12 protein-coding genes are annotated in these 13,843 nt (G+C 45.8%); 3 read left to right on the top strand and 9 right to left on the bottom strand.

From position 1 onward, the window contains the following. Positions 1-74: 74 nt before the first annotated feature. The 5 genes from MHB49_RS14670 to MHB49_RS14650 all read right to left on the bottom strand — a co-directional run bounded on the left by MHB49_RS14670 (position 75) and on the right by MHB49_RS14650 (position 4,386). On the bottom strand, positions 75-650 hold the full coding sequence (locus tag MHB49_RS14670) for a GNAT family N-acetyltransferase (RefSeq protein ID WP_247902563.1): 576 nt from the start codon (positions 648-650) through the stop codon (positions 75-77). After that, positions 637-1,140 carry an NUDIX hydrolase gene (locus MHB49_RS14665; RefSeq protein WP_405156619.1) on the bottom strand — a complete coding sequence of 168 codons (504 nt, stop codon included), beginning with the start codon at positions 1,138-1,140 and terminating at the stop codon, positions 637-639. Before MHB49_RS14665 ends, MHB49_RS14670 begins: the two co-directional genes overlap by 14 nt. A 179-nt stretch (positions 1,141-1,319) precedes the next feature. Beyond that, positions 1,320-1,625 (bottom strand): hypothetical protein, encoded by a 306-nt coding sequence (locus MHB49_RS14660; RefSeq protein WP_247902562.1) that lies wholly within the window; start codon positions 1,623-1,625, stop codon positions 1,320-1,322. 98 nt (positions 1,626-1,723) lie between these two features. Next, positions 1,724-3,478, bottom strand: coding sequence for an ATP-binding cassette domain-containing protein (locus tag MHB49_RS14655; RefSeq protein ID WP_405156618.1), 1,755 nt, complete (start codon positions 3,476-3,478; stop codon positions 1,724-1,726). Further along, on the bottom strand, positions 3,463-4,386 hold the full coding sequence (locus tag MHB49_RS14650; protein WP_405156617.1) for an energy-coupling factor ABC transporter ATP-binding protein: 924 nt from the start codon (positions 4,384-4,386) through the stop codon (positions 3,463-3,465). The genes MHB49_RS14655 and MHB49_RS14650 overlap by 16 nt, the downstream gene beginning before the upstream one ends. A gap of 52 nt (positions 4,387-4,438) precedes the next feature. Between MHB49_RS14650 and MHB49_RS14645 the strand changes: the two genes are divergently transcribed. The 3 genes from MHB49_RS14645 (at position 4,439) to MHB49_RS14635 (ending at position 7,869) form a co-directional block, all read left to right on the top strand. After that, on the top strand, positions 4,439-5,029 hold the full coding sequence (locus MHB49_RS14645) for a biotin transporter BioY (protein ID WP_405156616.1): 591 nt from the start codon (positions 4,439-4,441) through the stop codon (positions 5,027-5,029). A 446-nt stretch (positions 5,030-5,475) separates the two neighbouring features. After that, positions 5,476-6,234, top strand: coding sequence for an iron-siderophore ABC transporter substrate-binding protein (locus tag MHB49_RS14640; RefSeq protein ID WP_405156615.1), 759 nt, complete (start codon positions 5,476-5,478; stop codon positions 6,232-6,234). An 87-nt stretch (positions 6,235-6,321) separates the two neighbouring features. After that, positions 6,322-7,869: an AraC family transcriptional regulator gene (locus MHB49_RS14635; RefSeq protein ID WP_405156614.1), complete on the top strand. Its 1,548-nt coding sequence runs from the start codon at positions 6,322-6,324 to the stop codon at positions 7,867-7,869. Positions 7,870-7,938: 69 nt separating this feature from the next. Here MHB49_RS14635 and MHB49_RS14630 read toward each other — a convergent pair whose 3' ends face one another. From MHB49_RS14630 to MHB49_RS14615, 4 genes are all read right to left on the bottom strand, one after another. Beyond that, positions 7,939-9,828 carry a beta-glucoside-specific PTS transporter subunit IIABC gene (locus MHB49_RS14630; protein ID WP_405156613.1) on the bottom strand — a complete coding sequence of 630 codons (1,890 nt, stop codon included), beginning with the start codon at positions 9,826-9,828 and terminating at the stop codon, positions 7,939-7,941. Positions 9,829-10,042: 214 nt separating this feature from the next. After that, positions 10,043-10,873: a BglG family transcription antiterminator LicT gene (licT, locus tag MHB49_RS14625; RefSeq protein ID WP_090902232.1), complete on the bottom strand. Its 831-nt coding sequence runs from the start codon at positions 10,871-10,873 to the stop codon at positions 10,043-10,045. Positions 10,874-11,157: 284 nt separating this feature from the next. After that, the gene (locus MHB49_RS14620; protein WP_405156612.1) at positions 11,158-12,600 is read right to left on the bottom strand and encodes a 6-phospho-beta-glucosidase; all 1,443 of its coding nucleotides are present in this window, start codon (positions 12,598-12,600) and stop codon (positions 11,158-11,160) included. 367 nt (positions 12,601-12,967) lie between these two features. Next, entirely contained in the window at positions 12,968-13,798 is an 831-nt protein-coding gene (locus MHB49_RS14615) for an amidohydrolase family protein (RefSeq protein WP_405156611.1), read from the bottom strand. Positions 13,799-13,843 lie beyond the last annotated feature (45 nt).

The raw sequence follows: 13,843 nt of genomic DNA, 5'->3' as shown, positions 1-13,843 counted from the left end.
CCCTTGCACATTGTCAGTTACCCAACTAACATTGGCAGATCATAAACATCTGGTCGCTCTGATTTAAAATGGACTTACGCAAGCCCTTCCTTATCAATAAACTCGTCTTTGGTTAATCCGAACAGGATCAGATCCTGGTATTTTCCATCGGTATAAATCACCTGACGACGCACGCCCTCCTCCACACATCCAAGCTTTCTCATCATGGCTGCGGAAGGTTCATTTCCTTCGAGAACACAATCATTGAATTTATTAAGCCTGCGCTCGAAAAAGGCATATTTGAGTAAAATTCGAATGGCTCTCGTCCCGTATCCTTTTCCGCGATGGTCCCTGTCAATTTGAATTCCAATGCTAAAGGTACCATTCCTCTCATCGATGCTGTTCAGGTTCACGCCTCCGACATTCTCACCATCCATATTTTCAATCGTAAACATGATTCGTCCTCTGTCTAGAGAAAAATCGGAAAAGGCTTCCGTAAATTTCTTTGCCTCAGCATTCGTAGGGGGCAGCTCCACTGCACATTCCAGTAAACGGCGAGCAGGTGAGTCGAAACGGTTATAATAATGATTTTCCCAATCTTCCTCACGCAAAGCACGCAATCTGACCTGATCATCCTGCCAAAAATAATCGCTGTAGTTAATCTCTCTCATTCTGATATCCTCCAATATTTAGTTCACTAGTTTTCCAATCTTTTTTGTTCCTTAGATCTTCAATAATTTGCTTGTGTGTAGGTAAGAAATGTTCTGGTACGGAATGTATATCAAAAAACCGCGTTTCTATGGACTCTTCACTCTCTTTTATCGTTCCGCAAAAGTCGTTGCTTTTGAACATTACTTGCACCAACGCAACTTCATCTCCATTACCATAACCCACTTCGTATTCTGGACCTGAGTAAATCGAGAATAATTCTACTGAATTCAGTGTTAAACCTGTTTCTTCATATAATTCTCTTTGTGCTGTCTCCTCAACGGTTTCTCCCATCTCCATATACCCACCGGGAAATCCCCAGTATCCATTGTCCGATCTTTTTTGTAATAATACTCTGTCAGCCTTATCAATCACGATCGCTCCTGAAACTACCATGATAACTTTGGCTTTCCCCACAAACGACCGTATATATTGAATATAGCCCTGATCCATGGTTATCTCCTAATATTGTTGTAATTGATATATCACATACCTTTTTAGTATAAGCTACGCCTATGATAACCCATATTGTGGAATTTGAGGAGATTTGTTTTTTTTTCGATTCAACTAAAAATAGCCCCCGGACAGAAATATCCTGCCGAAGGCTATCATCTAATTTATATTAAACGTCATTACGATTCTTCTTCTTCCGGGTATTGTGGCTTTGTTACACTATCGGGGACCGATTCATCGAAGACGTCCTGGCCGGGATAATCCCGAACCTCCCCTTCGTGCAGTTCATGATTTTCATAATCGAAACGGTGCGCGCTCCTTTGATCCACTCGCCATGGCGAGCTTTTGCCAAGAGATTCAGACATTAGAGATGAGCCATAAGGACCTTCTGGGAACTCTTCGAGTGTGATATCATTTCGCTGCGACTCCACCGTGGACACATCGGTATATTCTTGTCTTTCTTCTTGCAAAAATTTATCCTTCATCGTTCGTCCCTCCATATCTGCTTCGTGGTGATCAAAGCATGTTTATTTTGAACGGAAATGAAAGGATTTATGCATGAACCATGGCTAAAGTCCATTCTTCAGTCTCTGATCCAGATATAAAATACAAAAACAATAAGTCCAGTCATGCAAATCCATGTATCTCGTTTGGACCATACCAATAAGGAGGAACGTGCTCCAAGCAAGGAATTCTCTCTAACTTTCCGCATTTCCATCGCAATCGTCATATCTTCTGCACGCTGAAACAGCGCCATGAGCAGAGGAATGACCATTGGACCAAGATCACGCACACGTACCGTATTCGGTCGTAATGCAGCTTTGCCGCGTGCCCGGACGATCAGCGAGAATCGCTGCCATTCACTCCAGATCATCGGAATAAAACGAAAGATTAAGGATACGGCGAGTGCAAACGACGACACGGGCAGTTTAATTTTTTTGCCGACACCAAGCACCCAATTCAGCCCCTCCACCATGCGCCCATACGGCGTAGTCAGTGAAAACCAAAGACTCGCTAACGTGACGATAAACAAACGGTATACATTCAGTAACGTCGCCTCCGCCTGCGTCAAGGAAAATCCGAACTGTAGGCCGCCACCTTCTGTAGAAAGAGTTGTGCCCGACAACGCGGTTGATACGAGAAAGAACAGTACGAGCGGCTTCATTAATTTCAAGCATCCCATCAGAGCCTGACGTGGCAGCACAACAAGTGCCAAGATGACTGGCATCATCGTAAGAGAGAGACCTAACCAGTGATGTTGAAGCATCGTAGCGGTCACGAGCAAAATGTATAAAATCCATTTCAGACGCGGGTCCATGGCACCATACAATCCTCTGTTGGATCCTGATTCTGCGTGGGTGTATATGCCCTCCTGCGTGCCTTCTCCTCTCGAAGTGTCGGAGTTTGAAAAGGCAAGCTTCGCTTCATCCATTCTGAATTGATCCTCATTACCAATAACATCAACCTTCTGCTCTAACGGTTCATTGACGGACTGAACAATACCTTCAGCCATTTCCTCCGGAGTCAACGCAGTAGTAGGAAAATGAATGCCCGCAGCAGCAAATTGTTGTGCCAGTTGCATGGAGGGTGGCAGACCAATTCCGGCAAGCTCCAGCAGATCTGGTCTTGTGTGAAGCTCCCGTGGTTTGAGATCAGCAACCAGACGCCCATCCTTCAACAACAGAACCCGATCCGCATGCGGTAAAAATGTGTCCAGGTCGTGTGTAGCCACAATGGCTCCCTCACCTGCAGTTCGATGCTGGTTCAAAGCATCTAGCAGCATGAGCACACTTTGGGCTTCCAATCCAGCGCTGGGTTCATCGAGCAATAGCCATGAAGGATGCGTAGCAGTTCCCAGGGCAAGCCCCAATCTTCTCCGTTCTCCCCCGCTTAGTGCAAAGGGTGATCTGTCCGAATGGAATCGTTCTTCCTCTCCCTGACCCACTGGAGAGTCCCAGCGCTTCAGTGCTTCGGAAATCTGCTTTTTCTTTTGTTCGTCGGGTAGACGATATGGTCTCAGGGAATAAGCAAATTCGCGCCCAATGTTTCGGGCGAACAGCTGTTGCTCGGGGAATTGAAAGACCAATCCCATCTGCAGCAGAATGGACTGTGGTACTTTTCCGTTCTGCCAATAAGGCTCTCCGTCCAGCATGAGGCTGCCCTCATCTGGAGGTTTTAAGCCAGCGATCGTTTGCAGCAAAGTGGTTTTGCCTGATCCTGTGCAGCCTAGCAATAAAGTGATTTCGCCACGGTTCAGTTGGACAGTGATATCTTGAAGCAGCGCTCTTTTGTCAGGTTGTGACGAAGCTATGCTTACATGTTCTAATTCAATCGCCAAAGGGCTACCTCCTTAACCAACTGCTCAGGTCGTAAAGGTGTCGCATGATGGAGCAGACCTTTCCGTTTCAGGAGTAGAGCTGTCTGCACTGTAAAAGGTGGAGCAAGCCCAAGCTTTTCGCAGGGCGATGGTTGTTGTCTTTCTTTTCCAGCCTCGGGCGTTGTGTCTTCCTTCTCCCTTCCATAGAAGAAAGCTGCAGGAGCTCCGTCGTAAACACAGCGTCCCTCTTCCATGGCAATAATTCGATCGCACAACGTTGCTTCCTCCAGATGATGCGTAATCCAGATTACCGCCGTCCCTTGCTGGACAATGGCTTGAACTACCGCTTCCATTCGTTCTCTCGCTCCCGGATCAAGCATGGCCGTAGGTTCATCCAGAATAAGTACATTCGGCTTGGCCGCCAGAGCTACCGCGATATTAAGCAACTGCTTCTGTCCTCCAGATAACTGGGCAATCGCCGTCTCAGACGGGTGTTTAAGTCCTACCGTATGTAATGCGTGCTCTCTCCGACGTAGTAGTTCATCAGGAGATTCAAGCAGTGAGGATAAGGCAAAATGAAACTCCTCCTCAATGGTATCTCCAAGCACCTGCGCATCAGGCTGCTGGAGGACTCCACGAACAACTATTTCGGAAGAAGCTTTTCTTTCTCCGCCGGATAGCGGAATGAATCCAATCAGCAGTCCAGCCAGCGTACTTTTGCCGCTGCCATTGGCTCCCACAATACTTATCCATTCACCGGGAGCTAATTCCAGCGAAACCCCATCCACTGCCTTTCGAACACGTCCTGACTCGGATGCATAATGAACACGGACATTCTCTAGTCTTATCAAAGGTGTAACGTCTTGCATCGCAAATTGGTCCTTTCCCTTTTGAATCTTTTGTGGTACGATCCAAATCGTTAACCACATCCGTTTAATCGGTTAACAATAAGATTACCAAAATTGAAAGGAATGTTCAAACATGAAATTATCTTTGCGAGGTATCGTTTTCAGCGCACTCATGGCAGCCATACTTGTTCTTTTTGGTTACATAAGTATTCCCATTGGCTTCTCTCCTGTGCCGATTACATTGCAAACCCTCGCGGTTATGCTGGCAGGCGGACTGCTTGGCCCATTATATGGTTTTCTAAGTATCGCTCTGGTCGTCATTCTGACTGCCATTGGCTTCCCGCTTCTGCATGGTGCAGGCGGACTTGCAGTACTCCTTGGGCCAACCGGGGGATATGTTATGATGTGGCCTTTCTCGGCATTACTCATTGGGCTATTACTCAGCAGAATCAAACTGAACGGGTTCGTTGGTTATTTCCTGGCTTTTATCGTATTTGAGTTGTTTGGTTCAATCTTGATCTATGTTTCGGGCGTACCCTGGCTGGCCTATGCTTACAAAATGTCGTTACCCGAAGCCATGATACAAGGGTTTTATCCCTACATCATCGGTGATCTCATCAAAGCCTTGTTCGCTACGATCATCATCGCACCTGTACGCATGGTCTTCCCTCCACAGCGGCTGACAGGCAACATGAACTCAACGGTTGTGCGGGCAGATTCTTAAGAAATCAGCGGATCGTAAATAAAAGAAACAAATGCCTCCAAAATTAATTTTTGGAGGTATTTTCTTTTGCGCCAGACAGTTCATGTCCATATTTTCCATGCTTCAAGTCCATATTCAACATGTTCTTCAAAAGAAGTCTTGACTATAATAATTGATAATGATTATCATTATAAAAGAAAAAGGGGATTTCATTATTATGCTGCGTCATCCAAATAAACTCCAGCTTTCATGTATCATTCTTATTTTAACCTTGCTTCTCTCCGCTTGCGGTCAAGGGAAACAAAACTCATCCCCTTCTACTGAGGGGAATTCTGCACAGCAGACAGAAACGTCAACCCATACCTGCAGGAGAATCGGCAACTCATGTATATAAGGACGCTCTGGGCCGTGAGGTAACCATTCCAACCCATCCCCAACGGGTTCTAACCACACAGTACTTACCGGAAATGCTGGCAGCGGGAATTAAGCCGGCTGGGGCAGCATCTCATCTACTTAACAACTATGTCTCGATTAAGGATCAATTGGAAGGGATCGAAGATATCGGGGTATCCAATAAGCTGAATTTGGAAAAGGCACTCGAACTGCAGCCGGACCTCATCATTGCCGCAGAGTGGAATGAGGACCAATTGGAGCAGTTGTCCAAGATTGCCCCTACCGTTGTTGTCCAATGGGAAGGTGCCGATGCATTCCAACATTTCAAGTCAGTGGCTGACGTTATCGGCAGAAGCGAACAGGCAGAGGAATGGATTCAGGCATTTAATCAGAAATCCGAAGAGGCACGGACCAAGCTCTCTTCCTCCGTTTCACCAGATGAGACATTCGGCGTTGTGGTTATTGGCGGATTTGAAAAAGGTCAACTCAGAGTGTACGGGAACGCTAATGTCGGTTATACCTTATATGATGCGTTGAAATTCAACATGACGGATACCGTCAAAGAGGAATGGGCAAAAGGGGATCATGAACTCGGCATCAACATCTCTCTTGAGAAGCTGCCGGAATATGCTTCAGCAGATCGACTGTTTGTGGTAAGATTCGATAATGATCCTGATTTCCTGAAAGAGGTGGATGACAGCCAGTTGTGGCACTCATTGCCTGCCGTCAAAAATAATAAAGTATACGTGGTTGATGAGAGCCTATGGTTCTCTTACGATGTGATGTCTCTCAGTGCCCAATTGGATGATGCCGTTCAATTGCTCACCAAATAAAAGATATGAATGACATGATATACATTGGAGAAGTTCTTCAGCGATCCTGCCTGAAGAGCTTCTTTTCAGCTTTTGAGGAGGGATACCATGATTTCGCTGGTCTATATACTTACAGGGACATACTGCGATGCGATATCCAGTTTGTGTACAAAATTAATACAACGTCACACGTTGATGATCATCACCGAAGGGCGCGGCAACGTCCATTTCATGGATAAACAGACTGAGGTTATGCCAGGAAACTGCTTTCTATTTCATCCCGGGACGGAAGTGCAGCTTGAGAGTCTGTCAGGTCTCCCTCTGCAAGTTAACAGCGTTGAATTCGAGCCTCTGCCCGTACCTGTTCAGGGCACGCCCCGAATAGCTTCGTTAGTGCAAGGACAAATATACCCTGAACATGTTTCTCGCATGATTCAATTGGTGCACCTACTGCACCCCGTTGAGGATCTTTACGATGAAAAGGAAAACTACAGCAAACATGTGCTGTTTCAGGAACTGATTTTACTAGCCATGAAAGCCGACACGATGGATAAAGAGCATCGCAGCATACAGACCTTGGATACACTCTTACAACGATTGGAACAATCCGTTACACTTGACTATACTTTGGACCAACTTGCCGCAGAGACCGGGCTATCCACACGGCATTTTTCGCGCCTTTTTCGTGAGCGCACCGGACAGAGCCCCATCCAATATTTGAATGCCCTACGAATGAATCGTGCCAAAAAACGTCTGCTGGAATCGAATGATTCGATCCAGGAAATTGCAGGACACATCGGGTTCCGTGATCCTTTTCATTTCAGTCGCAGCTTCAAGCAATATACCGGTGTATCGCCGCGTTTATATATTCATCTAAGAAAGCATACGATGCGTGTTGCCTCTTTTCAATTCCTGGGTGAGCTGCTTGCGCTCGGCATAACACCTATTGGTGCACCTTACCAATTGCTGAACTGCCGTTACTACCAGGGGCATGTGCGAGGTGTTCCTTCGATTGGCCATTCCGTGGTAACACCATATATGAATAAGATATCGGAGCTGAAACCCGATCTCATCGTAACTTTTAACGGGCATCATTATGCGGAATACTCCAAAATCGCTCCTACACTGGATGTTCCCTGGTCCCTGCCCTTCTTTGAACGCTTTCGTCTTATTGCGGATTTGACTGGAAGGACTTCTGTGGCAGAAGCCTGGATGGAGAGCTATATGAACAAGATCAAGGAAACCCAAAGACTCTTGTCTCCTCTTCAAGATGGTGAGCAAACCGTTTCATTCTTCTGGATGAGAGGACTTCCCGCTGCCTTCCAGGTCTACTACGACGTAGGTGTGTTATATCGTGATTTGCAATTAAAACCACCTGCTCCGGTGCTGGAAGCCCAGCAAAACAAATCTCATCCGTTCAAAGAAGATATTCCCTTAGATCAATTGCATAAGTATGCGGGCGACCATCTCTTTGTCGTTGTGTCAGGCGACCCGGAATCCATCCGACAGTTTGAACAGCTTGAACGCACCATGTATTGGCAGCAGCTTCCCGCAGTACAGAACGGTCAGGTCTACCGTATGACCGAGGACTGGCTTCGGGAAGATCCAATCTCCATGATGGGACAGGTTCAGGATCTGGTGAATTGGATTGGCTAACAGCAAAAAAGCCGTATCCACGTAAACAGAAAACGTTCTGTTCCACGTTGGACACGGCTTTTGTTAGTTCTACTCTTGTTCCTGTCCTTTTCCACCATACAGGGTAAGTAACGGCTCTTGTACCCGAACTTGTCCCGTAATCAAAGAAACTACTTCCTCATAATTCGCAGAATTCGTAACAATGATAGGCGTTACCGTATGATAACCAGCCGCCTTGATTGCAGCGATATCGAATTCCAGCAGCAAATCTCCTGCTTTAACCCGATCACCTTCCTGAATATGTGATGTAAAGTGCTGACCATCAAGCTTGACGGTATCCACTCCGACATGGACCAAAATCTCCGCACCTGTATCTGATACAACAGCCAGGGCATGTTTCTTTTTGAAAGCCACGGTAATGGTACCGTCAAAAGGAGCAACAACTCGGCCAACTGCTGGTTCAATCGCAATACCTTTACCCATTGCACCGGATGAAAATGCCGGATCTGGCACCTCAGACAGTTCAACAATGGTCCCCTCAATCGGGCTAAGAACTTCTTGATCCACGGAATCCGCTGTTCTTACTGATGGATGGATAGATTCCGTACTTTTTTCTTGTTCTTCCTCTTCAACCGGATCTTTGAATCCCATAATGTACGTCAATGCAGCCGAAACAACAAAGGACACGCAGATCCCAAGAATGAGTCCAGGGAAACCCTCTCCACCCGGTCCATAGAAAATTGGCAGAGTAAGCAGTCCTGGAGCACCTGAAGCGAATGCCTGAGTACCTGCTTGACCAATAATGGCACCACCAACGGCACCCCCGATCACTCCTGCGATGAATGGACGTTTGAGTGGCAGAGTAACACCATAGATGGCAGGCTCGGTAATCCCGAACAAGGCTGTCAGTGTGGATGAACCCGCCAGCGTTTTCAGTTTTTTATTTTTGGTTTTCAGCATAACGCCGAAGGCAGCTCCGGTCTGTGCGAAGATGGAAGCCGTTGCAGCCGGTTTGACACCATCGCGTCCATACACAGCAACGTTATTGATAAATACGGGAATGAGCCCCCAGTGAATTCCGAAAATAACGAGCAGCTGCCAGCTTGCACCCATAACGGCTCCTGCCAATAACGGACTGAATCCGAAAGCGGCCACCAGTCCTGATGCAATGGCATTACCTACATATACTCCAAATGGACCGAATACGAGCAGGGTAAGAGGAACCATAATGACTAGCAAAAATAATGGAGTGACAAAATTTTTCACACTTTCGTGAAGAACCTTATTGAAGAATTTCTCCAATTTGCTCATGACGATGACTGCCAGAATAATAGGGATAACGGTAGATGAATAATTCATCAATATCACAGGGATACCGAAGAAATCGGTTGGCGTTCCCTCCGCCTTGAGCGTGACGATGGAAGGATAGATTAATGCCCCAGCAATGGTCATCGCCACAAACATGTTACCCTGGAATTTGCGAGCGGTTGTAACCGCTAACAGCAAAGGTAAGAAATAAAACAAGCTGTCTGCTGCTGCAAATAGGATCTTATACGTGGTTTCTGTCGTTTCCAGCCAGCCGACATTACTTGCAATGAGCAGTAGCCCTTTCAAAATACCAGCTCCCGCCATTACCCCTAGCAGCGGTGCGAATATACTGGAAATCACATCGATAATGCCGCCTAAGCCTTTCGCGGACTTCTTGGACTTTTCCTTTTCGGAAGAGTCATCCAAAATGTTGCTGATCTGACCAATGGCGTTATAAACCTCAGGCACCTTATTGCCAACGACCACCTGAAACTGTCCCCCGTTTTCCTTGACTGCGATGATTCCTTCTGTCTTTTCCAGCTTGGCTTTGTCTGCCTTGGCGTCATCTTTCAATACAAACCGCAAACGTGTTGCGCAATGTACCAGTGATACCACATTTTTTTCCCCGCCGACCAGCTCGACGATCTCTTTTGCGAGTTTTTCCTGACTCATGATGTGCACCCCCATATTTACTAAAACAGGCATCATACCGATTTTTTTGCACGCAAAAAACCTAAGCCTAGAGTAAGGTTTGGACACATGGGTCCTGCCTTCTCATGACTTAGGTTTTGCCTGCATAACCAGTAACAATCCCAGTTAAATCGTATTCAATTCCTGTTAATCTCATATTATTATGATTTAACCAAATTTGTCAACATTTTAATTGTTATCGATTAACGACCCGTTCAATGTGGACGGTCAGATACAATTTCTCTTCGTTGGTAAGCTGATGGTTGTATTCCTTGTTGACGAACATTTCGATTTTCTCTGTACATGCCGCCGCTTCCGGGTGCTTCTCTTTGATCATGTCGTAAAAGTGGTCATAATTATTGTCATAATGCGTGCCGCTTAATACCCTTTGAGAGAAGAACTTCAGATGCGTAATGAAGCGAAAATAGCTGAGAGACTCCTCATCGAATTCCATCTTGAAGTGATATTTGGCTATATTAATAATCTGCTGAATAAACTTCGTGATGTTCATCGTTGTAATGACTTCTTCATTCATCTCCGCATTGACAATATGCAGGGCAATATACGCAGCTTCATCCGGTGGAAGCTCGATATGAAGTCTGGACTTGATCTGCTCCAACGTTTTCAGACCCAGTCCGAACTCAGCCTTGTACAGCTGTTTGATTTCCCACATCAGTGCATTCTTGATTTCTACCCCTTCACGATATCGTTCAATCGCAAAGTTAATATGATCTGTTAGGGAAACATAGATATTTTCATTCAGGTTACGGCCCAGATTCTCTTTGGCATAGGTAATAATTTCTTCCACAATCTCAATCAGTTCCATTGGCACTTCGCGCAGCAGCATTTTGAAATTGTCGGATGTCTGCTTGTTTTTAAGCGCAAATACTTTCTGGATGCGGGTTTCGTCTACTTTATCCCCCGGCTTTTTCTTAAAGGCAATCCCACGCCCCATCACTACAAGCTCTGCTCCATCCGCTTGATAGATGCTAATGACGTTATTGTTGATAACCTTTGCTATTTTCACTTCAATCCCCCCGTCACGATCCACTCTCTTGGCAGTCATATATCGCCTTTTGGGCATACAAAAAAAACCTGAAGCATCACAAAATAAACAAGACATGTACGTCTGTTTTTTTGGGTGCTTAGGTTTTGCCTACTTCAAGTAGTAACAATCCCAAAACGATATAATTGCGTCAAGTATAGCGCGAAGAGAGACATATGTCAACGCTTTCAACGAGGGAACAATCGGAAGTTCCATGAAGAATGGTCCTTCCGATTCTAAGAGGGAAAACGCCCTCTTTGCACTGGTTACTCTTCGCCTAAATTGCTGCCATCCGATTCAATCACATTTTTGTACCAATAGAAGCTCTTTTTCTTGATTCGCTTCAGGTCACCCTTTCCTTCATTGTCACGGTCCACATAGATGTAACCATAGCGTTTTCTCATCTCTCCTGAAGAAGCGCTGACAATATCGATAGGGCCCCAGCTTGTATAACCGATGATCTCTACACCGTCCTGCAGAGCTTCACCCATCTCGGCAACATGGCGTTTCAGATAATCAATCCGGTATTCATCATCAACCTCACCATCAGGGGTAACCACGTCATTGGCTCCAAATCCATTCTCTACAACAAACAGCGGTTTTTGATACCGGTCATGCAGCTGATTGGCTGTAATACGGAAGCCTTTGGGATCAATCGTCCAGCCCCACTCCGATTTGGCCAAATAGGGATTGGCTACAGAACCAAATACATTGCCGCTTGTCATGTTTTTGACGACTTCCGGGTCTGTGGAGGTTGTACGACTTGAATAATAACTAAATCCGATATAATCAACCGTATGGTTTTTCAAAATTTCCGCATCACCTGACTGCATGGCAATATTCAATCCATGATCCTTGAAGAAACGTTTGGCATAACCCGGGTACTCTCCACGCGACTGAACATCAATAAAGAAATAGGACTCCCTGTCTTTCTCCATGCCCTGGAACACATCTTCCGGATTACAGGTATAAGGATAAAAGCTTCCTGCCGCAAGCATACAGCCGATCATTGCGCCCGGGATGATCTCGTGACAGGCTTTAACCGCCAGTGCACTTGCCACCAGTTGATGGTGTGCTGCCTGATACTGAATCTCTTTTACATGATCACCATCCTTGAAAACAAGACCCGCGCCAAGGAATGGCAGATGCAGCAGCATATTAATCTCGTTGAACGTCATCCAGTATTTCACCTTATCCTTATAACGGCTGAATACGGTTTTCGCGTAGGTTTCAAACAGAGTCACCAACTCACGGCTTCTCCAGCTGCCATATTTCTCAATCAGATTAACCGGTACATCGAAGTGAGCAAGTGTTACTACAGGTTCGATGCCATGCTTCAACAGTTCATCGAATAATCGATCATAAAACTGCAAACCCGCTTCATTCGGCTGTGCATCTTCTCCGGTTGGGAAAATCCGTGCCCAGGCAATCGACACACGCAGCGCTTTGAATCCCATCTCGGCAAATAAAGTAATATCCTCGGGATAACGATGGTAAAAATCAATCGCTTCATGTGAAGGATAGAACTCGGTTTCCAGCGGGGTCAATACAGGGACATTGCCCTTCATGATGCTTCTTCGGCTTTCTCCTGTTGGCAGCAAGTCAACAATGCTCAAACCTTTGCCATCTTCCAGATAGGCACCCTCTGCCTGATTGGCAGCAATGGCTCCACCCCACAAAAAGTCTTTGGGAAACTTAAAATTAGTCATCCGTATTCTCCTTCCAAATATGTAATACTGTTATCCGCTCCAATCGCATGAAACTTTATAAGACAAAAATATTTATGTTGAACTACACATTTACACATACACGGAGAGCACAGAAAAAATCTTGAGATAACAGCGATCGGAAGATTGTTCTGGCAGCGCAGTGTCCAATGTAAAATCGTTGTTCGTTCAACTTAAATACAAAAAACCCGAACCAGCCCGAATACACGTTGCAGTGTATACAAGCCAGCTCAGGTTATGCCCATATCGGTAACATTCCCAGATCACAATTATGCGGATTGGTTAAAACTTTAGCAAGAATTAGGGAACCTGTCAACATCGTGAAGCCTGAATCTGCTGTCTAATTCAATCACGATAACTGATAAAAGGTAGCACAGGTGCCACCAAATATCATCTGTTTCTCTACCTCAGACATCCAAGAAGTATGCTTTGTGATAATCTCAAGCACTTGAGCATATGTACCAGCCACCGTACATACAGGCCAATCCGAGCCAAACATCACCCGATCCGGACCAAACGCTTCTAAGGCGATATTCAGATAAGGCGCAAAGTCCTCCTGTTTCCAGTTTGTCCAATCGGCTTCCGTTATCATTCCAGATAATTTGCAGTATACATTCGGTTGTTCTGACAAAGAGTATAGCGCTTCCTTCCAGGGGGAAACCGTTCCTGCCTTAATATCGGGCTTCGCCAAATGATCAAGTACAAATCGCTGTTCAGGAAACATCTTAACCAGCTCTACAGCATAAGGGAGCTGCTCCTTGGACACGAGCAGATCGTAGGCCAGATTATATTGCTGCAGCAAAGCAATTCCGCGCTGAAAATCGTCACGCAATACAAACTGGACATCCGGTTCATCCTGTATTACATGACGCACCCCCTTCAGCCAAGGGCTTGATGCATACTTCTCAAGTTGATGTTCAGCTTCTACAGAACACAGATCCACCCACCCCACAACACCCCTGATGAACTCATGCCGTTCCGCCAAGTCCAGAAGCCATTCCGTTTCCTCCAACGATTGTCTAGCCTGTACCGCCATGCAACCGGATATTCCTGCCCCGGTTAACAGAGGCTCCAAATCTTCTGGAAGAAACGATCGTCGAATGACGCTCATGTGTTCCTCGATCCAACCATATTCACGAATATTATAATTCCAGAAATGTTGATGCGCATCCAGTCTCATTTAATATCCCCTCCTGAGATTTATTTAACTTCAACCACGAATGTA

Origin of the sequence: Paenibacillus sp. FSL K6-0108 (assembly GCF_045040695.1) — a bacterium.
In the GTDB taxonomy this organism is placed as follows: domain Bacteria; phylum Bacillota; class Bacilli; order Paenibacillales; family Paenibacillaceae; genus Paenibacillus; species Paenibacillus pabuli_B.
Note: the sequence above shows the minus strand (reverse complement) of the source record. Positions and strands in the feature narration are given on the sequence as shown.